This is a genomic window from Pseudazoarcus sp. NS36, assembly GCF_059703705.1.
Window position 1 is genome coordinate 139,894 of the sequence record NZ_BAAKJA010000005.1, and the last position, 19,158, is coordinate 159,051.

17 protein-coding genes are annotated in these 19,158 nt (G+C 63.3%); 7 read left to right on the top strand and 10 right to left on the bottom strand.

All coding sequences use genetic code 11. The features are described from left to right. Positions 1-37: 37 nt before the first annotated feature. From AC6H0R_RS09385 to AC6H0R_RS09405, 5 genes are all read right to left on the bottom strand, one after another. Positions 38-1,240, bottom strand: coding sequence for a cytochrome P450 (locus tag AC6H0R_RS09385; RefSeq protein ID WP_497581103.1), 1,203 nt, complete (start codon positions 1,238-1,240; stop codon positions 38-40). A 96-nt stretch (positions 1,241-1,336) separates the two neighbouring features. Next, the gene (locus AC6H0R_RS09390; protein WP_497581104.1) at positions 1,337-2,980 is read right to left on the bottom strand and encodes an ABC transporter substrate-binding protein; all 1,644 of its coding nucleotides are present in this window, start codon (positions 2,978-2,980) and stop codon (positions 1,337-1,339) included. A 146-nt stretch (positions 2,981-3,126) separates the two neighbouring features. After that, a complete protein-coding gene (locus tag AC6H0R_RS09395) occupies positions 3,127-3,609 on the bottom strand; it encodes a GNAT family N-acetyltransferase (protein WP_497581105.1) in 483 nt (160 codons plus the stop codon). Positions 3,610-3,715: 106 nt separating this feature from the next. Further along, complete coding sequence (locus AC6H0R_RS09400; protein ID WP_497581106.1) at positions 3,716-6,613, bottom strand: adenosylcobalamin-dependent ribonucleoside-diphosphate reductase; 2,898 nt, start codon at positions 6,611-6,613, stop codon at positions 3,716-3,718. A 290-nt stretch (positions 6,614-6,903) separates the two neighbouring features. Next, on the bottom strand, positions 6,904-7,857 hold the full coding sequence (locus AC6H0R_RS09405) for a cation diffusion facilitator family transporter (protein WP_497581107.1): 954 nt from the start codon (positions 7,855-7,857) through the stop codon (positions 6,904-6,906). A gap of 56 nt (positions 7,858-7,913) precedes the next feature. Between AC6H0R_RS09405 and AC6H0R_RS09410 the strand changes: the two genes are divergently transcribed. Further along, positions 7,914-8,750: an endonuclease/exonuclease/phosphatase family protein gene (locus tag AC6H0R_RS09410; RefSeq protein ID WP_497581108.1), complete on the top strand. Its 837-nt coding sequence runs from the start codon at positions 7,914-7,916 to the stop codon at positions 8,748-8,750. Between the two features lie 3 nt (positions 8,751-8,753). Here the strand turns inward: AC6H0R_RS09410 and AC6H0R_RS09415 are convergent, their stop codons facing one another. Continuing rightward, complete coding sequence (locus AC6H0R_RS09415; RefSeq protein ID WP_497581109.1) at positions 8,754-9,455, bottom strand: DUF2189 domain-containing protein; 702 nt, start codon at positions 9,453-9,455, stop codon at positions 8,754-8,756. A 176-nt stretch (positions 9,456-9,631) separates the two neighbouring features. Continuing rightward, positions 9,632-9,859 (bottom strand): DUF465 domain-containing protein, encoded by a 228-nt coding sequence (locus AC6H0R_RS09420; protein WP_497581110.1) that lies wholly within the window; start codon positions 9,857-9,859, stop codon positions 9,632-9,634. A 173-nt stretch (positions 9,860-10,032) separates the two neighbouring features. Between AC6H0R_RS09420 and AC6H0R_RS09425 the strand changes: the two genes are divergently transcribed. From AC6H0R_RS09425 to htpG, 3 genes are all read left to right on the top strand, one after another. Next, positions 10,033-10,266, top strand: coding sequence for a DUF3567 family protein (locus AC6H0R_RS09425; protein ID WP_497573496.1), 234 nt, complete (start codon positions 10,033-10,035; stop codon positions 10,264-10,266). A 28-nt stretch (positions 10,267-10,294) separates the two neighbouring features. Then, positions 10,295-10,849, top strand: coding sequence for a transcription elongation factor GreB (greB, locus tag AC6H0R_RS09430; protein WP_497581111.1), 555 nt, complete (start codon positions 10,295-10,297; stop codon positions 10,847-10,849). 64 nt (positions 10,850-10,913) lie between these two features. Beyond that, on the top strand, positions 10,914-12,842 hold the full coding sequence (gene htpG / locus AC6H0R_RS09435; RefSeq protein WP_497581112.1) for a molecular chaperone HtpG: 1,929 nt from the start codon (positions 10,914-10,916) through the stop codon (positions 12,840-12,842). A gap of 39 nt (positions 12,843-12,881) precedes the next feature. Here the strand turns inward: htpG and AC6H0R_RS09440 are convergent, their stop codons facing one another. Further along, positions 12,882-14,324, bottom strand: a complete 1,443-nt coding sequence (locus AC6H0R_RS09440) for a chloride channel protein (protein WP_497581113.1) — start codon at positions 14,322-14,324, stop codon at positions 12,882-12,884. Between the two features lie 128 nt (positions 14,325-14,452). Here AC6H0R_RS09440 and AC6H0R_RS09445 point away from each other — a divergent pair, with 128 nt between their 5' ends. Further along, the gene (locus tag AC6H0R_RS09445) at positions 14,453-14,971 is read left to right on the top strand and encodes a MarR family winged helix-turn-helix transcriptional regulator (protein ID WP_497581114.1); all 519 of its coding nucleotides are present in this window, start codon (positions 14,453-14,455) and stop codon (positions 14,969-14,971) included. Positions 14,972-14,980: 9 nt separating this feature from the next. Here AC6H0R_RS09445 and AC6H0R_RS09450 read toward each other — a convergent pair whose 3' ends face one another. Then, entirely contained in the window at positions 14,981-16,291 is a 1,311-nt protein-coding gene (locus AC6H0R_RS09450; protein WP_497581115.1) for an EAL and HDOD domain-containing protein, read from the bottom strand. Between the two features lie 307 nt (positions 16,292-16,598). On the opposite strand from AC6H0R_RS09450, the gene AC6H0R_RS09455 reads away from it, so the two are divergent. Both AC6H0R_RS09455 and AC6H0R_RS09460 read left to right on the top strand, forming a co-directional pair. Further along, positions 16,599-16,922 (top strand): c-type cytochrome, encoded by a 324-nt coding sequence (locus tag AC6H0R_RS09455; protein ID WP_497581116.1) that lies wholly within the window; start codon positions 16,599-16,601, stop codon positions 16,920-16,922. A gap of 4 nt (positions 16,923-16,926) precedes the next feature. Next, positions 16,927-17,253, top strand: coding sequence for a c-type cytochrome (locus AC6H0R_RS09460; RefSeq protein WP_497581117.1), 327 nt, complete (start codon positions 16,927-16,929; stop codon positions 17,251-17,253). Between the two features lie 54 nt (positions 17,254-17,307). Here the strand turns inward: AC6H0R_RS09460 and AC6H0R_RS09465 are convergent, their stop codons facing one another. Continuing rightward, a complete protein-coding gene (locus AC6H0R_RS09465; RefSeq protein WP_497581118.1) occupies positions 17,308-19,158 on the bottom strand; it encodes a M48 family metalloprotease in 1,851 nt (616 codons plus the stop codon).

Consider the following 19,158-nt stretch of genomic DNA (forward strand, 5'->3'; position numbering starts at 1 on the left):
ATGAACTGGGTGGAAGGCTGTTTGGCGGTGCTCTGCCTCAGGCTACGAAGCTGACCCCAAAGGCCAGCGGTGCGCGCGTGAATACGTGTCGTGAATACTGCAGAGGCTGGTCTGGCTGACTCAGTCTGAATGCCGGCAAGTGGGTCACGAGCGCACGCAGCATGGCTTGAGCCTCCATCCGCGCAAGCTCGGAACCAAGGCAGAAATGGGGGCCGGCGCCAAACGACAGATGACGGTTGGGCTGGCGGTCGATAATGAAATCGTCGGGATTCTGAAAGTGCGCCGGATCACGGTTGGCTGATCCGATCAGTGCGATGAGGACGTCGCCGGCCTTGATCGGAACGTCATCAATCAACAGATCCTGGGTCGCGTAGCGCAAGCGACGCTGGATCGGGGCCTCATAGCGCAGCATTTCTTCGACGAAGCTGTTGATCAGCTCGGGCGATGAACGAAGTCTCTCGCCAAGCTCCGGGCGGGTTGCGAGCAGAAGACCCGAGCTTGAGATGGTTGAGGTAGTCGTTTCCGTAGCCGCGGCGACAAACAGCATGCCAATGTCGACGAGTTGCTCCTCGGTCAGCGAGCCAGCTGCCAGCGCATCTGCTAGAAGCGCACTGAGCCATCCGCTGCTCTGATGAATGCCGTTCTGGCTGAAATGCTGTCGCAGGAAATTGCGGCAGTCGATCAAGGCCTGGGAGGTTTTCAGGCGTGAGCGGCGACGAGCCGAGAACAGTGCGGAAATTTTCGTTCGCCAGCCGATTTCGTAGCCCTTGCGGGCTTTCTTGTTCCCCGCGGACAGGATGGCATCGGACCAGGTTCGGAAGTGGCCAGCTTGCTCACGTACGTCACCGAGCATAGAGCACAGTACTTCGACCGGCAGCGGGGCAGCGAGGTCTGCCACGAACTCGCACGAGCTGCGCTCGGCCTGGACCTTGACCGTGTGCAATGCGATGTCGTTGATCAAGCCGGAGAGCTCGGCCAGTCTGGCTGCCGTGAATGATGGCTGGAGTATTTTCCGGGCTGTCCGATGCACCGTGCCATCCCCGCCGGTGAGCGTAGCCTCAAGGCCTTGCTGGCTGTTCGAGAAGCGCTCGGTATCCCGCAGCACGTTCAATACGTCGTCGTATCTGCCGACATGCCACGTACGAGCGGACGCTCCGGGCACTGCAGCGGCGGTTGCCCGAATGCGGGCGTAAGCAGGGTAGGGATTGTCCACAACAGCAGCGGGTGAGAGGTCGATCACGCGTGACGCCCGAAAGGTAAGCAAGTGTTACCGCACATCATGCCGCGATCTGTACTCGATCTCCAAATAAAGCGCTACCGATGTGGTACTGACGTGTCAGGGTGTTGCGACCCACTCACACACGCGGTTCCGGCCTGAGTCTTTCGCTTGGTAGAGGGCTTTGTCGGCCTTGTGCAGCAGCGCTTCCACGTCGTCGCCCGGCTGACGGAAAGCCAACCCCATGCTTGCCGTGATCGACAGACGCAGTTCGCCGTGTTCGATTTCCAGTGACTCTAGGGCGACACGCAGACGTTCAGCCAACGACAGCAAGGCTTCGGGTGGGGCGTTGATACAGGCAACGGCGAACTCCTCGCCGCCGATGCGCGCGGCAATGTCGCTATCGCGGAGGTGAGTGCCGAGCAGCGTGGCCACTGCCTTGAGGGCAGCGTCACCTGCGGCGTGGCCGAAGCGGTCGTTGACCTCCTTGAAGTGGTCGATATCGAGCGACATCAACGCCATGGAGGAACTGTCACGTTCGGCACGGGCGAGGTCACGCGTCATCCATTCAAAGAAATAGCGTCGATTGGGCAGCCCGGTGAGCGGGTCGGTGCGCGCCTCGGCTTCGGCCCGTTCGCGTGCCAGTTCGAGTTCGCGCGTGCGGCTGCGCACCTGGGCGCGCAGTCGCAGGATATGCGTCACCATGGCCAGCGTGATCAGCACGGCCAGGGTGGCGGAAATCTCGAGCCGGTGCTTGCTCAGCGCTTCGACGAAGTCCGGGTGCTCATTCGGGACGTAGATGAAGTCGGCCATGCTGATCGGCCGGTCCAGTTGGCCCTGGGCGCGGAACATGCTTTCAATGCGCCGCCAGCGTTCTTCGTTCATGTAGCCGATGGGCACCACGTTGGGCAGGATCAGCTCGATGATCCGGCGCGCTTCGAACATCAGGTGTTCGCGTGAGCGCCCCTGGGTGTTGTACTGGCGAAAGATCAGGTCGACGATGACCTCGGGGTGCTCCACGGCGTAGCGCCAGCCTTTGGCGGTGGCCTCCACGAAGCGACGCACGCCCTCCGGGTCCCGCTCGATCTGGTTCTCGGTCGTGATCAGGAGGTCGCCGTAGAAATCCACGCCGTAATCGCTCGGCGAGAAGATGCGGTGCGCGATGCCGAGTTGCGACAGCGTGAAGGGCTCATTCGTCGTGTAGGCGTTGTAGGCATCGGTACGGCGGTCGATGAGTGCAGCCACATCGGTATCGGCCGATAGCAGCGTGAACGTGTCGGCGGGAACGCCTGCGGCCTGCAGCATCGACATCAGCTCGGCGTTGAGGTATCCGCCTTGCAGCATCACGTGCCGGCCGCGCAGATCACTCAGTTCGTCGATGCCCGACTCTTCGAGCGTGAGCAAGACCGAGGGGGATTTTTGGAAGAAGGCTGCCAGGGCGACGATCGGCACGCCGGTGGAGCGGTACAGCAAAACCCCCGAATCGCCGACCGCATAGTCCACGCGACCGCCGACGAGCTGGTCGACGGGCGTCACCCCCTGACGATGCTCGAGTACGTTTACGTCGAAACCGGCGTCACGGTAGTAGCCCTGCTCGATGGCAGCGTAGTAGCCGGCAAACTGGAACTGATGTGTCCATTTGAGCTGGACGCGCACGCTCTGCAGGGAAGGCTGTGCAAGGACCGTGAACGGGCAAAGCAGCAGCCAGACCAAGGTCAGGCTGCGCGATAACTCAAGGGTCAGACGACAGCACGGGATCTGCATCGATCCGCTCCAGGCCCTGCGGGGCCGCTCGACAAGCGTTCATGGTGCCCGATTCCCGCGAGCGGATGCGGCGGCGGGCCGCGTCTGTTGGAAGATATGCCTACAGTCTGTGGCTTGGATGCCACGGCGCGGCCGCAGAGGGGGTTTCAGGACAGATTCATGAGCATGAGGCGGGCTTGCTCGCCATAGCTTGCGCCCGGCGATTCGGCCAGCGCGCAAAAACCCATCTTCGACCAGAAGCCTTCCGAAGCCTGGATGGAAACCAGCAGTGCCTGGCGCTTGCCGTGCGCCATCGCACTGTCGAGCACCCGTTGCGCCAGCTGTCGGCCTACGCCGCGCCTGGCCGCAGCGGGTGAAATCGCCAGGTCGTGCAGGAACAGTAGGTCCCCGCCCGAGTCGGACGGCAGTGGCTGATGCAGCTTCGGAGCCTGCAGCGAGTGCCACGCATGGGCCAGCACGTAGGCAGAAATCCGTTGTTCGTCGTCACGATGGACAAAGCAGAACTGCGGCGAATGCAGCCACTTTCCGCGCATCACCGAGAGCGACTCGGGCTCGACTGCGCGGTACACCTCGCGCTGGATACGCAGGATGTCGGGCCAGAGGTCGTCAGTGATGGAGCTGATCGTCATGCGTTTGCCGCGAGGGTGAAAAGGTGGATCAAATGCAAAAGGCGCACACCCTTGGGTGTGCGCCTTCAATTTCCCGCTGATCAGGCTGGATCGAGCGGGGTAGAGGTCAGCCGCAAGTCCCCACCGCACCGCAGGCCGTGCAGAAATCGCAGCCGTCCTTGCGGATCACGGAGTGGTTGCCGCATTCGGCGCACAGGCCACCCTGCATGACTTCCGGATCGCTGCCCTTGTGCGGGGCTTCGAGGATGCCCATTTCGCGGGTCGGGAAGCCTTCTTCGTTCAGCACGCCGAGCATGGCGTAGCGGTGAATGATGAGGCGGGCCATGTAGGCCACCGTGCTCGGGAAGTTCTGCTGACGGCGCGTGCCCGGCACGAAGGCCATGAAGTCACCCAGCGGTTCCGGGTAGCTCAACAGCTTGCGCAGCTTCATGCCGATCCAGGCCGGATCCATCACGCGCATGTCCAGCGCGAGGATGCGGGTCAGGCCATCGAGGGCGCGCGGGTAGTTGCCGGACAGCCACACCGAGTACGGGCGGGTGACGCCGTCGGGCAGCGTGATTTCCTTGAGGCCCAGCACGAAGTCCTCGCCGGTGGCGGGGTTGCTGATGTCGACCGTCCAGGACAGCGTGCCGTCGGTGCCGGTCTTGGGCTCCTGCAGGCTGAAGAGGGTGTCGAGCACCGGCGTCGGGGCGTCGCCTTCCAGCGCCTTGAGCTTCTCGCAGCGGTGACGCACGACCTGGGCGAATGCCGAGACCACGCCCGGGAACGTCTTCTTCTCGCCGTGCGGCGGGAAGGGCATTTCGAAGGACTTCTCGCCGATGGTCTGGGCCAGGGTGTCGAGCTTGAGCTTGAGCCAGCCGCGGTCGTTGGCGCGCATGTCCATCGACAGCGTCTTGGCGACAGCGCCGAGGCCGCGCGGCTGGTCGGCGCCGTTCACCCACACTTCGAACGGGAAGGCGTCGTGGCCCTTGGCGTCGGTGGTGAAATTGCCTTCGCTGTCACGCTCAATGTGGCCGACGAACAGCGCGAACTCGCCCTGCGGGCTGTTGAGCATGTAGGTCCAGGCCATGTTGCCGTCCGGCATGTCCGGGCGGCCGGGCCAGCGCAGGCTGGACAGCACCGGGGCGGGCAGGCTCTTGATCGACAGGCGGCGGTTGGGGTCGGTCAGTTCGACGTCCTGCGGCTGCTTCTGCTCTTCGGTCGGGGTGACCGACAACACCGAGCCCAGCACGCTGTTCGGGCGATAGGTGGCCAGACCCTTGAGGCCGGCTTTCCAGGCGCTCATGTAGAGGTCTTCAAAGTCGGCGTAGGGGTAGTCAGCCGGTACGTTCACCGTCTTGGAGATGGACGTGTCGACGTACGGGGCAACCGCCGCGACGATGTTCTTGTGGGCTTCGGCCGAGATTTCCAGCGCGGTGACGAAGTAGGGCGGCAGCTTGGTGACGTCGCCGCCGCCATGCTTGTACAAACGCCATGCGTAGTCTTCGACGGCGTATTCCTTGAAGGTGCCGTCGGCCATGCGCTTGCGGCGCGTGTAGGTGTAGGAGAACGGCGGCTCGATGCCGTTCGAGGCGTTGTCGGCAAAGGCCAGCGAAATCGTGCCGGTGGGCGCAATCGACAGCAGGTGCGAGTTGCGGATGCCGTGCTTGCGGATCTTCTCTTTGACGTCGTTGGGCAGACGCGAGGCAAAGTTGCCGCCCGACAGGTACATGTCGGAGTTGAACAGCGGGAAGGCGCCGCGCTCGACAGCCAGCTCGACCGAGGCCAGATAGGCACGGTTGCGCATGTACTCGGAAATCTTGGTCGCCATGGCGCACGCCTCAGGCGTGTCGTAGCGCAGGCACAGCATGATCAGCGCGTCGCCTAGGCCGGTGAAGCCGAGGCCCACACGGCGCTTGTTCTGCGCTTCGCGGTGCTGCTCTTCGAGCGGCCAGTGGGTGGCTTCGAGCACGTTGTCGAGCATGCGCGTGGAGACGTCCACCACCTTGCCGAAGCCGTCAAAATCGAAGCTGGCCTTGTCGGTGAACGGATTCTTCACGAACGGGGTGAGGTTGATCGAGCCCAGGCAGCAGCAGCCATACGGCGGCAGCGGCTGTTCGGCGCAGGGGTTGGTGGCCTCGATGGTCTCGCAGTAATACAGGTTGTTGTCCTGGTTCATGCGGTCGAGGAACAGGATGCCCGGCTCGGCGTGGTCGTAGGTCGAGCGCATGACCTGGTCCCACAGGTCGCGAGCACGCACCTTGCGGTACACCCACATGCCGTCATCGCGCTGATAGGCACCGGCCTCGCGCAGTTCGGCGGTCGGCTCGGCCTTGTGCACGAGTTCGACGTCGGTGTCTTTTTCGACCGCCTTCATGAACGGGTCGGTCACGCCCAGCGAGATGTTGAAGTTGGTGAGGTCGCCCTGATCCTTGGCGTGGATGAAGTCCTCGATGTCCGGGTGGTCGCAGCGCAGCACGCCCATCTGCGCGCCACGGCGTGCACCGGCGGACTCGACGGTTTCGCACGAGCGGTCGAACACACGCATGTACGAAACCGGGCCGGAGGCGTTGGACTGGGTACCCTTGACCATCGCGCCTTTCGGGCGGATGGAGGAGAAGTCATAGCCGACACCGCCGCCGCGGCGCATGGTTTCTGCGGCCTGGGCCAGCGCGGTGTAGATGCCGGGGCGGCCATCCACCGATTCGGTAACCGAGTCGCCGACCGGCTGCACGAAGCAGTTGATCAGCGTGGCGGCCAGCTTGGTGCCGGCGGCGCTGTTGATGCGGCCTGCGGGCACGAAACCGTTTTCCTGCGCTTCGAGGAACTTGGCTTCCCAGTGCGCGCGTTTGTCTTCTTTTTCAACCGCAGCGAGTGCGCGCGCGACGCGGGCGCGCACTTCGGCGATGCTGGTTTCGCCGTTCTTGGCGTACTTCTCGACCAGCACTTCGGCGCAGATTTCCTGCTCCTTGAGGGTGCTGGCATCAGCGCGGATCGCGGCGGGGGTGGAGTTCTTGGCGCTCATGATTTCGGGAGGGCTCCGTGTTTGTTTCGGGACAGACCGAAGCATAGCCCCTGAATGTGCTTTCTGCAAAAAATTAAAATCGTTTAAAAACAGTTAGTTGGTATTTTTAACGGTATGCACCATCGTGGCACACAACTAGATGTAGTAGTACTTTCGTTGTGCATTTCAGGGCTTAAACACAGCAAATTCAAGGCGCTTCCTGTGAAATCTCCCGCCGAAAAGGGCGCCGGCCATGGGCAGAAAAATTTGCAGCAAGATGTCTCCAGGTGTGTCGCGAGTGCAACGCAAGCTCATTCGGCGGCCGTGCGCTGTGGTGGGGTGAAGCGGATGACCTGGCGCGGCGGAATCTCGGGTTGAAGCGTGACATGACCGATGCCGAATCGCTCCCGCAGCAAGGACTGGAGGCGTGGCAGTACCTCTGGCCAGTCTTCGCCGCGCATCAGCACGATATGGGCAGACAGTGCCGTTTCACGCGAATCCAGACTCCAGATGTGCAGATCATGCACCGAGGTGACACCGTCGATGCCGGCCATGGCCGTGCCGACCGTATTCAGCGAGATGCGTGGCGGCACGCCGTCGAGCAGGGTGTGCACGGCCTGGCGCAGCAGGCGCAGCGTGGCGGCGAGGATGAGGCCGCAGATCAGCACTGACAGCAGCGGGTCGATCGGCGTCCAGCCGGTGAAGTGGATCACCACGCCCGCCACCAGCGCAGCCACCGAGCCGAGCAGATCGCCCATCACATGCAACAGCGCCGCCCGCGTGTTGAGGTTGGCTTCGCCGCGCGACAGCAGCCAGGCCACGATCACGTTGATCACCAGCCCGATGAGGGCAACCAGCATCACGGCCAGCCCATCCACGGCGCGTGGCGTCATCAGCCGTTCGACGGCATGCCACACGATGATGCCGACCACGATCAGCATGGCCAGCGCGTTGATGAAGCCGGCCAGGGTCTCGACGCGACGCAGGCCGTAGCTGTGTGTGTCGCTGGCCGGCAGTATCGACAGCCGTGCTGCAACCGCAGCCAGCGCTAGCGCCATGCTGTCCGTGACCATATGTCCGGCGTCCGACAGCAACGCCAGTGAGCCCGACCACCAGCCGGCCAAGGCCTCCACGATGGCGAACCCGAGCGTGAGCATCAGCGCGAAGATCAGCACACGTGAAGAGGCGTTCCCGCCATGTGCGTGATGATCATGGTGGTCATGCCCGTGAGCGTGGTCATGGTGGTGGTCGTGATGGTGCGCCATCGGAGTATCGTTCTCGTGGTGTTGGCGAGCCTGGGCTCGCGGCCGGGGGAGGCTACATGATGCGCATCATCAGCTGGAACATTCAATGGGGGCGGGGCGCCGATGGACATGTGGATCTCGCGCGCACGGTCGAGGCGCTGCGCGCGCTGGGGCCGGCCGAGATCATCTGTCTGCAGGAAGTGACGCGAGGCTTCGTGTCGCTTTCGGGCGAGCCGGATGACGAGGTGGCTGTACTGTCGGCGGCCTTGCCGCAGCACGAGGCGGTGTTTGCGTCAGGTGTGGACGTGCAGGGCGAAACCGGCGGGCGCGGGCAGTTCGGCAATCTGCTGTTGTCGTCGCTACCGGTGCTGCAGGTCTTGCGTTACGCCCTGCCGTTTCCGGCCGACCCCAAGGTGCCGGGCATGCCGCGTTGCTGTCTGGAAGCCGTGGTGGACTCGCCCTTTGGCCCGCTACGCGTGCTGACCACGCATCTGGAGTACTACTCCGCGCGTCAGCGCCGGGCACAGATCGCCGCGCTGCAGGCGCTGCAGCAGGAAGCTGCGGAACATGCTTTGCAGGCGCCACGAGGCAAGGACGGGAACCCCGCCTTTGCGGCCCGGCCCCGACCCGAGCAGGCCGTGCTGTGCGGAGATTTCAACATGGAGCCGTCATCCGACGACTACGCCACGATGGAGGCGCCGCAGTCGCCATGGCGGGATGCCTGGCATGTTGCGCACGGCAGTGCGCCGCATGCCGCCAGTGTCGGCCTGCACGGCGCGGACTGGCCGGGTCGTCAGTACTGCTGTGATTACTTCTGGGTCTCCGCGCCACTGGCTACGCGTGTGCGTGATGTGCGCGTGGATGCCGGCACGCCGGCATCCGACCATCAGCCGCTGGTGCTCGATCTGGGTTGAGCCTCAGCCTGCAGCAGCGTCCGGATCGAGCGGCTCGATCAGGTCGCGGTAGGCATGCCAGGTAGCGTGACCGACGATGGGCATCAGTACGACCAGCCCGAGGTGGAAGGTCATGAAGCCGATCAGCGTGAAGCTGACGATGATCATGGCCCATACGATCATGGCCATCGGATTGAGCAGCAGCGCGCCGACGCTGCCGAGCATCGACGACACCGCGTCCTGGTTGCGGTCGAGCATCAGCGGCAGCGAACAGAGGCTGAACGCGAAGGCGACCGTCGCGAAGATCAGCCCGACCCCGGTGTAGATGGCGAGGAATTGCAGGTTTTCAGCGACCAGCAGTTGCTTGAGGAAGCCCGACAGATTGGGCATTTCGGTGGTGTAGAACAGCGCGAAGATGACCAGTGAGGCGCGTGCCCATACGATGAACACGATGCCCAGCACGACGGCGAAAATGCCGATGTTGCCGGCGTTGCGCTTCCATACCGTGAGGGTGGGCGTCAGCGAACAACCGTCGCCTCGCTCGTGGCGGCGGCTGATCTCGTACAGGCCCATGGCCAGAAACGGGCCGAGCAACAGAAAGCCGGAGGTCACGGCCATCGCGTATTCGTAGGCATGCTCGAAGACGAAGGTCATCAGCAGGCCCATGCCGGCAAAACAGAAACCGTAGAACAGACTCGGCACCGGGCAGCTCTTCAGGTCGCTCATGCCGCGAGCGAGCCAGCGAAAGGGTGCAGTGGCCGGGATGTTTCTGGGGCGTGGAAAGGGAAGCCCCTCATCCCCACCGTTGGCAGCGTTGCCGGATTGCGACATCTCTCCCTCCTGTTGGCGTCGAACCATTTTTGTTTTTTGTGTTCTTCTACCGTATCGGGCTCGGCGTACGCTCAGGCGAAGTCGCCTGGTTCGACAATGCGTTCGAGGGCCGCCATGCGGTCCTTCAATGCGAGCTTTCTTTTCTTCAGGCGCCGGAGCAACAGCACGTCATCCACCGGAGTCCCGGCCAGCTGCACAATGGCGGCGTCGAGATCGCGATGCTCTTCGCGCAGTGCTTCAAGCTGTAGACGCAGTACGTCGAGTTCTGAACCTGTCTCGCTCATGCTGCGATGATCCATCCGGCTGGCCTTGACGCCTGCTATGGTAGGCGTGCACCGGGGCGATGACAACATGCTTCTTGGAACCCTGCAGGGATCTTGAAAATACGCCGGAAGGCGCCATCTAGTAAGCTGGGAGTAAGCTTGATGTAGTCCGAGCAGTTTCACCAGACCACAGTGAAAGGAGTGCCGAAATGATGCGAATCGTTTGCAATAGCCCGGATCTTTATGTGGTCGACTATCCCGCCATCGACGCCGTCGAAGTCATCGACAAGCGTGTCGGCAGAGGTGTGCTGATGCGCGACGAGGCCGCCCAGCGCTTTCGCGCAGAACTCGAGGAGTGGGCCGAATCGGCCGATCCCGATACGCTCGAATCCTTTATCTGCCACTACGGCGCCTTGATGACGCAGAACGCGATCTATCATTGACGCCCCATCCACCACCTGACGGCAGGGCATGAACAAGGCATTCACCAGGGAAAGCGACGGCGACGAGGACGAGCAGGATGTCCCCGCCGCCGTCCGCCTGCCGCCCGGCACCAAGAACTACATCACGCGGCGCGGCTACGATGTGCTGCGTGCCGAACTCGAAGAACTCGTCAAGCGCGAACGCCCGAAGCTGGTCGAAGTCGTGGCCTGGGCCGCCGGCAACGGGGATCGCTCCGAAAACGGTGACTACATCTACGGCAAGAAGCGCCTGCGCGAGATCGACCGTCGCATCCGCTTCCTGATCAAACGCATCGAGAACGCCGAAGTCATCGACCCCGAACTGCAGGCCGGCAACGACCAGGTCTTCTTCGGCGCGACCGTCACCATCGACGACGTCGAAGGCGGCAACGAGCAGACCTGGCAGATCGTCGGTGTAGACGAAACCGACGCCGGCAACGGCCGCATCAGCTGGATTGCGCCGCTCTCGCGTGCGCTGATCAAGGCACGTGAAGGCGATATCGTGCGTTTCATCAGCCCGGCTGGTCCGCGTGAAATCGAGGTGATCGAGGTGCGCTACATCTGAGGGCTTGAAATCGCCGCAAGTGCGCCCATATCGCATCCGTTGATCAACCTACGGAGTCGACGGGATGTCTCAGACCGCTACCGCGCAAACCCACGCCTTTCAGGCCGAGGTGAAGCAGCTGCTTCACCTGATGATTCATTCGCTGTATTCCAACCGTGAAATTTTCCTGCGTGAGCTGATCTCGAATGCGTCGGACGCGTGCGACAAGCTGCGCTTCGAGGGGCTGGACAACGGCGCGCTGTTCGAGAATGACGCCGAGCTGAAGATCCGCATCGGCTACGACAAGGCGGCGCGCACCATCACCGTGTCGGACAACGGCATCGGCATGAGCGCCGATGAGGTGGTCGCGCATCTGGGGACCATCGCCAAGTCGGGCACGAAAGAGTTCTTCGGCAAGCTCACCGGCGATCGCCAAAAGGATGCCAACCTGATCGGCCAGTTCGGCGTGGGCTTTTATTCGGCATTCATCGTGGCCGACAAGGTCACGGTCGAGACGCGGCGCGCGGGCCTGCCTGCAGAGGCCGGCGTGCGCTGGGAGTGCTCGATGACCGGCGAGAGCGCCGGTGAGTATTCCACTGAGCAGATCGACAAGATTGATCGTGGCACGTCCATCACGCTGCACCTGCGCGAGGACCAGGACGATCTGCTGTCTGGCTGGCAACTGCGCAGTCTGATCCGCAAGTACTCCGACCACATCGTCCAGCCCATCGTGATGAAGAAGGAGGACTGGGATCAGGAGAAGAACGAGCAGGTCGTCGCGGATGAGGACGAGACCGTCAACCAAGCCAGCGCGCTGTGGGCGAAGTCGAAGAACGACATCTCGGACGATGAGTACAAGGCCTTCTACAAGCACGTCGGTCATGATTACGACGAGCCGCTGGCGTGGACGCACAACCGCGTAGAGGGGCGCCACGAATACACGCAGTTGCTGTACGTGCCGAAGAAGGCCCCCTTTGACCTGTGGGACCGCAACAGCCGCCACGGTGTGAAGCTGTATGTGAAGCGTGTGTTCATCATGGATGACGCCGAGAAACTGCTTCCGACTTATCTGCGCTTCGTGCGCGGGGTGGTCGATTCGGCCGATCTGCCACTCAACGTGTCGCGCGAGATCCTGCAGGAGAGCAAGGACATCGATACCATCCGCGCCGGTTGCACCAAGCGCGTGCTGGGTCTGCTCGAGGATCTGGCGAGCAGCGACGAAGCCGGCGACAAGGAGAAGTACGCCGGCTTCTGGGCGGAATTCGGCAATGTGCTGAAGGAGGGCGTCGGTGAAGACGCCGCCAACAAGGACAAGATCGCCGGCCTGCTGCGCTTTGCTTCAACGCTGGCGGACACACCGGACGAGACCGTCTCGCTGGCCGACTACATCGGCCGCATGAAGGAGGGGCAGGACAAGGTCTATTACGTGACCGCCGAGACCTTCAACGCCGCAAAGAACAGCCCGCATCTGGAAATCTTCCGCAAGAAGGGCATTGAGGTGCTGCTGCTGTCCGACCGCGTCGACGAATGGGTCACCGGCAACCTAACCGAGTTCGACGGCAAGCCGCTGGTGTCGGTCGCCAAGGGCGGGCTGGATCTGGGCGGGCTGGAGGACGAGGCCGAGAAGAAGGAGGTCGAGAAGGCCGCCGACGAGTTCAAGGACCTGCTCGAGAAGATGCAGAGCAGTCTGGGTGAGCGCGTCAAGGAAGTGCGTGTGACGCATCGCCTGACCGATTCGCCTGCCTGCTTGGTAGCCGACGAGCACGATGTCGGCATGAACCTGTCGCGCATCCTGAAGGCGGCCGGCCAGAATGCGCCGATGTCCAGACCGATTCTCGAGATCAATCCGACGCATCCGGCCGTGCTGCGCCTGAAGTACGAGGAGACCAGTTTCGATGACTGGGCAGCGGTGCTGTTCGACCAGGCCTTGCTGGCTGAAGGGGGCGCGTTGGACGACCCGGCGACCTTCGTCAAACGCATCAATCAACTGATGCTGGCAATGAGCGGAAAGTAAGCCGCTGCACGACAAAAAAGGCCGCATACGCGGCCTTTTTTATTTACGTGGCTCCGAAGCGTCCGACGCTTCGGGTGGCCCTTCGGACGGTGTCTCCGATGGGGGCGGCGTGGGCGGTGGCGCGTGCTCGCGCCTGACCTCGGCTTCGGTCCGGCGCAGAAGCGGATAGGCCAGTGCCTGATAAAGCGGCACCGGCGAGACGGTGCGCGCGATGGCGTGTGCAATCACCGAGGTCGCCATCAAGGGCAGCAACATATGGTGGTTGTCGGTCATCTCCATGACGATCACGAAAGAGGTGATCGGCGTCTGCGTCATGGCGGACAGAAAGGCCACCATGCCGAGCGCGAGAATGGCCGATGCCTGTTCCGGCGGCAGGAACCACGCCACGTTGGCGCCCAGGCCTGCGCCGACCGCAACGGCCGGTGCGAAGATGCCGCCCGGAATGCGGCTGACAAAGACCAGCCAGATGACGAACATCTTGGCCAGCAGGAAGTACATCGGCAGCGGCGTGCTGCCTTCGAGGGCGTTCTTGGTCTCGTCGTAGCCGGTGCCGTAGGTCAGTCCGCCGGTGGACAGGCCGACCAGCGCCGTGGCCAGACCGCAGCCGGCTGCGAACAGAACCGGACGACTTGCAGCGAACTCACCCAGCTTTCCCGGCAGGCCGCGCGAGGAAGCAATCAGGACGCGACTGAACAGGCCGCCGAACAGACCGCCAAAGGCGCCGCACAGGATGATCGGCCAGATGCCGGCGGGCCATTGCAGTGTGGCCGGTGTGGAGCCGAAGTAGGTGTAGCCACCCAGCACGGCGAGCGACATCAGACCGGCAAAGATCACACTGGTCAGCGTGGTGTTGTTGGCCTGGAAGGCGCGGTAGCGACACATCTCCTCGATGGCGAACATGATGCCGCCGAGCGGGGTGTTGAATGCCGCGGCTACGCCCGCACCACTGCCGGCCACGATCAGGTCCCGGCTCGACGCGATGCGGTTCTTGCGTCGGCGTCCGTACAAGGCATGCATGATCGATGCGCCGATCTGCACGGATGGCCCCTCGCGGCCGACCGAGGCGCCGCACAACAGGGCGCCCAGCGTTAGGAAGACCTTGGCGATGGCGATACGGACGGACAGCAGCTTGCGGCGGATGCCGCGGTTGTCGGTGAGCGAGGCAGCAATGGCCTGCGGGATGCCGCTGCCCAGCGTGCCGGGAATGAAGGTGCGTGCGATCCATACCAGCAGCGCGAAGCCGGCCGGTGCGACGATCAGGGTGAGCCATGGCCGGTCATCCATGACCTCGCGATGAATCGCGATGGCCAGCTCGGCGCCAATGGCAAAAAGAATGCAGATCAGGCCGGCAAACAGTGCTCCGAAAACCAGCAGCAGGCGTTGCCGCCAGCGGTGCAGTGACAGCCAGGGCATCGCATAACGCAATCCGCCGCGCCTGAAGTGGCGCCACGCGCGGGTCGAGGTGATGCGAAGCTGTTTCATCGGGAAACGTGTTCCGGCGGCTGGCGACGATGCGGACGTGCGGCTTAAACGTTACGATACGCGGAATGCCGCAGGGCGCAATGCAGCTGCGGCATTTCCTGCCCGGTCCAGCCTTCGGAGTGTCATTCATGCCACGCAAAAGCGCATCCTCAAGCGCCTCGTCGATTTCCGCGACGCCGGTGATCGTTTCGCCACTGTCGGTGTTGCAGCGGTTTCGTGTGCTGATCCGTACCGCGCAACGCCACTCTCAGTGGATCGAGCGACAGAGCGGGATCACCGGTGCGCAGCTGTGGGCCTTGCAGGAACTGTCCGAGAAGGCAGGCTTGCGCGTGGGCGAGCTGGCCAATCTGATGGCGTTGCACCAGTCGACGGCGTCGAACATGATTGATCGGCTGGAAACCGATGGCCTGGTGCGCAAGGAGCGCACGGCTGCAGATCAGCGCGTGGTGCGGCTGTACCTGACCGACAAGGGCAGTGATCTCCTTGCCGCCGCACCGTCACCCGCGCGAGGCGTGTTACCCGAGGCACTGCGGATGCTTGCGGAGGAGGATCTCACCCGGCTGCAGGGCGATCTGGACATGCTGTTGCGCCAGATCAAGGCCATGGATGAGGGCTTCGGCATGCAGCCCTTGCCGTTTACCGAATGAGCGCAACGCTCAGGGATTGACGTCCAAGGCCCACCACAGCGCCTGCATGTAGGCCTCCGCCGCGCTTTCGGTGCTCAGTTCGCAGGTGCTGGCGAGCTTGCCGATGCGTTCGGTGTCGCCCTGTTCCCACGCAATCGCCAGATCCAGCAGGCAGGCGTGCGGACCGCTGTCCTCAAGCACTGCGCTGCGAATGTCGTCGGGCACAGCCAGTGCGTCCAGGGCTCCCTGCATGTCGGCCTGCAAGACGACATCGACCAGGGACAGCAGACCCACCAGAAACAGCGTTTCGCCATCTTGCCCGGCAGCCTCGCCGAGCAGTTCCATCATGCGCGCCCGCACCAGAGCGGACTCCATTGCGGCGTGCGAGCGGCCGTCTGGCTTGCAGCCCGAGAACACGGCCATCATCACCCAGCGTGTCAGCCGCTTGCGCCCGACCAGATGCAGGGCCTCTTCTATGGAATGCACTTCGCGCGGGAGACCGCCCGCGGCCGAATTGGCGTAGCGCAGCATGCGCAAGGCGATGGCGGCATTGCGCTTGAGAAGGGTGACGATGCGCAGGTTGTCATCGTCGGTGCGCAAGGCCTCCAGCAGCGGCCGGGCGTTGGCGACGTCCACATCGAGATCGCGCGCGGCCCATTCCTCACGTCGTGTAATGAAAGGGCCGTGAAACCAGTTCGCGCCAAGCGAGTGGAAGAAATGGAAATCGTCGAGGCTGTCGAGGTTGAGAGCCAGCACCTCGATCGAGCGGCCTTGCTGCCGCAGGGAACTGAACATCGTGCGCACGCTTTCGGGGTCGCAGCCGGCGCTGTCAGTGATGATCAGGTCAATGGCGTCGAGCAGGTGCGCGGGGATGTCATCTGCTCGACGGGCATGCAGTGCGATCCGGAAACCGGCGCCGCGCAATGACCGGATCTGCGGCAGCAGGGTGGCGGCGTCGGGCAGTGGTTCGCCGGCGATGCGTTCGAGCGCGAGCACCGTATTGCGTGGGGACAGACGTCGAACGCTCTCGTGCGCGAGAAAAGAGTCGGGCAACTCGACCACCGCACTGCGATGCCCGAGCAGTCGCGGCACTTCAGCCTGCAACAGGCTGCCGGTAAGTACCTCGGCATAGACGTGGTGCACGATGCGGCTGCTGCGCCGGATGCGGTTGCGCGTGCTCTCGCGCAACATGAATCGATAGCCGGCAATGCGCTGGTCGCGCCCGAGCAAGGCTTCGCGGCACAGCAGGGTGGAGGACACCGCTTCCAGTCTGGAGGCCCCGGATGGGCTCGTGTCCCGCAAGGGGGCATGACGGTTCAGATCGTCAATCCCCTTGCTCACGGCCGGCGCAGGAGCTCGTCGAAACCAGTCGAACAGGCTTTTGAACATGCGCTATCGCCGCCGCTCAGAGTGAATAGTCAGTGTATACAAACAGTGTTCGCAACGAGTTTCAATCCGGTGCAAACGGAGGCTTCCGGACGCTTCTCGTGGCATTTCCGCAAATCGGCCATGGGTGTGGAATGCAGGCAACAATCGTTTGCATACGGTCTTGCCCGCGACGTATCATCCTGACGCATCAGGGGGTTAGAAAGAGAGAGAGCAAGAGCAGGGCACCAATAAGAATCAATCCACAACAGAGGGAGATCGTATGGTGGGGAAACGTATATTGATTGCCGTGGGGTTGGCGCTGGCGTGTGGTTCGGCCGTCGCGACCGAAGGCAGTCCGGAGGCCGCAAAGGACAAGCTCTCGATGTGTCAGGGCTGTCATGGCATTCCGGGTTACCGCACGGCATATCCGGAAGTCTATCCGGTGCCGCTGCTGGGCGGACAGCACGCCGAGTACATCGTCAAGGCCCTGCAGGCCTACCGCGACGGTACGCGCAAGCATCCCAGCATGGTGGCGATCGCTCGCAGTCTGAGCGATCAGGACATGGCCGATCTTGCGGCCTACTATGCCCAACCGGAGAAGTGAGACGATGAAGGCTTTCGGCAAAGTTTCCTGCCTGGCGGCCCTGGTGTTCGCCATTTCGATTCCTGCCCATGCCGGCGACGCCGAGCGCGGCAAGACCCTTTCCACAACGTGTGCGGCCTGTCACGGCCCCACCGGTACCAGCCTGGCTCCGGCCTTCCCGAACATCGGGGGGCAGATTCCGGAGTATCTCTACCGCGCCTTGCTCGACTACAAGCTCGGCAACCGTGAAGACCCGATCATGACGGGGCAAGTGGCCAATCTGAGCAAGCAGGACATGAAGGATCTGGCTGCGTATTACGGTTCCCAAAGCGGTCTGCGCCTGAAGCGCTGAAACCCGGCCAGACAGACATGCGCCGCACCTCGCCGCAAGGCGGGTGCGGCGTTTTCACGCTTGCTGCGTGCCAAGCAGCAGCGGGAGCGGACAGTCGAGCGCTTGGCAGGTCGCGCGCAGCAGCTCGAGCTCGGTGGCCGTAACGTGCCCGTCGTACAGCACCGCTGCTGCGCAGGCCTCGACCAGCTTGCGGCGAAAAACGGGTTGGGTGGACGACAGTGCCCCCAGCACACGATCGAGTTCTTCGATGGGAAAACGCGAGGGCTGGTCGTCGAAGTCTGCACGGCCGTCAAAGGGCGTCAGTGCACTGGCCGCATTGAAAGCCGCGCGCGCATTCTCCTCATCGGCATGTCCGGCCCGTGCCAGCAAAGCGAGCAACGTATGAGCGCCGTCACGCAGTGCGGCCGGGCTTGGCGAGGATTCGCGGCGGAAGCTTTCGCGCGGCAGTAATGCAGCTTTCAGCAGTCTGCGGGCGACATACTCGAATGCAGAGGTACGTCCATCGGCGTGAATCAGTGCATCGGCCAGCTTGAGCACGATTGCCCGGTCGGGTGGGCGCAATTCTCGCAGCGCCGGCAAGGCAAGATCGAGCAAAGGTAGACGCTCGCCGGCCGGCATCTGCGCCAGCATACGGGCCACACGCTCGCAGTGCTGGCCGGATTCTTCACCCAGTCGCTCGCTGATTTCCGCCAGTTGTTTCCGCCGGATCTCGTCCTGTCGCGACAGCAGCAGCGCGAACATGGTTGCGCGGGCCCCTTGAGGGGTGTGCAGCGTGTCCATCAGTCCATCGGGCAGGCCCGCGATCAGCGCGCTACCGGCGCTGACATCCTGTGGGCTGACCGAGCCTACGCTGGCGCCGACGGTTTCGGCACTCAGACCCGAGACACCTTCTGGCAGCGTGCTTGTGTTGCTGGCCTTCCTGTCCTGGATGCGTTTGCGCGTGTGGAACACCGGGTCAATGCGCCGGATGCGCTCGTCAATGGGCGGGTGGGTTGCAAGTACCTTGGAGAAGTGCGCGCCGGTTCCGAAGAACATGTGGCTGGCTTCCTCCGCGCGCGGATGCTCGACGCCGGAACCGATGTCTGCGATGCGCGCCAAGGCTCCGGCAATGCCGGAAGGATTGCGTGTGAACTGCACGGCCGAGGCGTCTGCGAGGAACTCGCGCTGGCGCGACACGCCGGCTTTGATGACCTTGCCGCACAGGGTGCCGATGTAGCCGGCAATGACCAGCACCAGACCGCCGACGGCAAAAGCGCCGCCGTTGCGTCCGCCGCCGCGCGCGCCACGCATCAGCGTGCGCCCGGCCAGCGTGAGCAGCAGGATTCCGTGCAGCACGCCGACCAGCCGCAGATTGAGGCGCATGTCGCCATTCAGGATGTGGCTGAATTCGTGCGCGATCACGCCTTGCAGCTCATCGCGGGAGAGCTGTTCGAGGGTGCCGCGAGTGACGGCTACCACGGCTTCGCTGGGAGTTGCGCCGGCCGCAAAGGCATTGATGCCGGCCTCGGCGTCCAGCACGTAAACCGGCGGTGCCGGAATGCCGGAAGCAATGGCCATTTCCTCGACGACGTTGACCAGGCGGCGCTCCAGCGGATGGGTGGTGGAGCGTTCCACCAGCCGCCCCCCCAGCTCTTCGGCAATACGTGCGCCGCCGCTTCGGGCCAGCACCGCGATCTTGTAGGCCGAACCGCCCGCGATCAGCCCGCCGACACCGAGCAACACCACGACGAACAGCTCGACGTTCCACGGCGAGCCGGGGTTGAACGGATCGTTGGTGAAGTAGTGCAGGGTCAGTGCAGTGGTGACGTACACGCTGGCGATGATGCCGATCACCGCCAGCGCAAACCACAGCAACAGCCAGCGCGAACTGCGCCGGGCGTGATCCTGGGCCGAAAAGAAATCCAC

Bases quoted from the DNA above. Each gene is read 5' to 3' on its own strand.
- AC6H0R_RS09390 (WP_497581104.1), bottom strand. From the start codon at position 2,980: ATGCAGATCCCGTGCTGTCGTCTGACCCTTGAGTTATCGCGCAGCCTG.
- AC6H0R_RS09395 (WP_497581105.1), bottom strand. From the start codon at position 3,609: ATGACGATCAGCTCCATCACTGACGACCTCTGGCCCGACATCCTGCGT.
- AC6H0R_RS09400 (WP_497581106.1), bottom strand. From the start codon at position 6,613: ATGAGCGCCAAGAACTCCACCCCCGCCGCGATCCGCGCTGATGCCAGC.
- AC6H0R_RS09405 (WP_497581107.1), bottom strand. From the start codon at position 7,857: ATGGCGCACCATCACGACCACCACCATGACCACGCTCACGGGCATGAC.
- AC6H0R_RS09410 (WP_497581108.1), top strand. From the start codon at position 7,914: ATGATGCGCATCATCAGCTGGAACATTCAATGGGGGCGGGGCGCCGAT.
- AC6H0R_RS09415 (WP_497581109.1), bottom strand. From the start codon at position 9,455: ATGAGCGACCTGAAGAGCTGCCCGGTGCCGAGTCTGTTCTACGGTTTC.
- AC6H0R_RS09420 (WP_497581110.1), bottom strand. From the start codon at position 9,859: ATGGATCATCGCAGCATGAGCGAGACAGGTTCAGAACTCGACGTACTG.
- AC6H0R_RS09425 (WP_497573496.1), top strand. From the start codon at position 10,033: ATGATGCGAATCGTTTGCAATAGCCCGGATCTTTATGTGGTCGACTAT.
- greB (WP_497581111.1), top strand. From the start codon at position 10,295: ATGAACAAGGCATTCACCAGGGAAAGCGACGGCGACGAGGACGAGCAG.
- htpG (WP_497581112.1), top strand. From the start codon at position 10,914: ATGTCTCAGACCGCTACCGCGCAAACCCACGCCTTTCAGGCCGAGGTG.
- AC6H0R_RS09440 (WP_497581113.1), bottom strand. From the start codon at position 14,324: ATGAAACAGCTTCGCATCACCTCGACCCGCGCGTGGCGCCACTTCAGG.
- AC6H0R_RS09445 (WP_497581114.1), top strand. From the start codon at position 14,453: ATGCCACGCAAAAGCGCATCCTCAAGCGCCTCGTCGATTTCCGCGACG.
- AC6H0R_RS09455 (WP_497581116.1), top strand. From the start codon at position 16,599: ATGGTGGGGAAACGTATATTGATTGCCGTGGGGTTGGCGCTGGCGTGT.
- AC6H0R_RS09460 (WP_497581117.1), top strand. From the start codon at position 16,927: ATGAAGGCTTTCGGCAAAGTTTCCTGCCTGGCGGCCCTGGTGTTCGCC.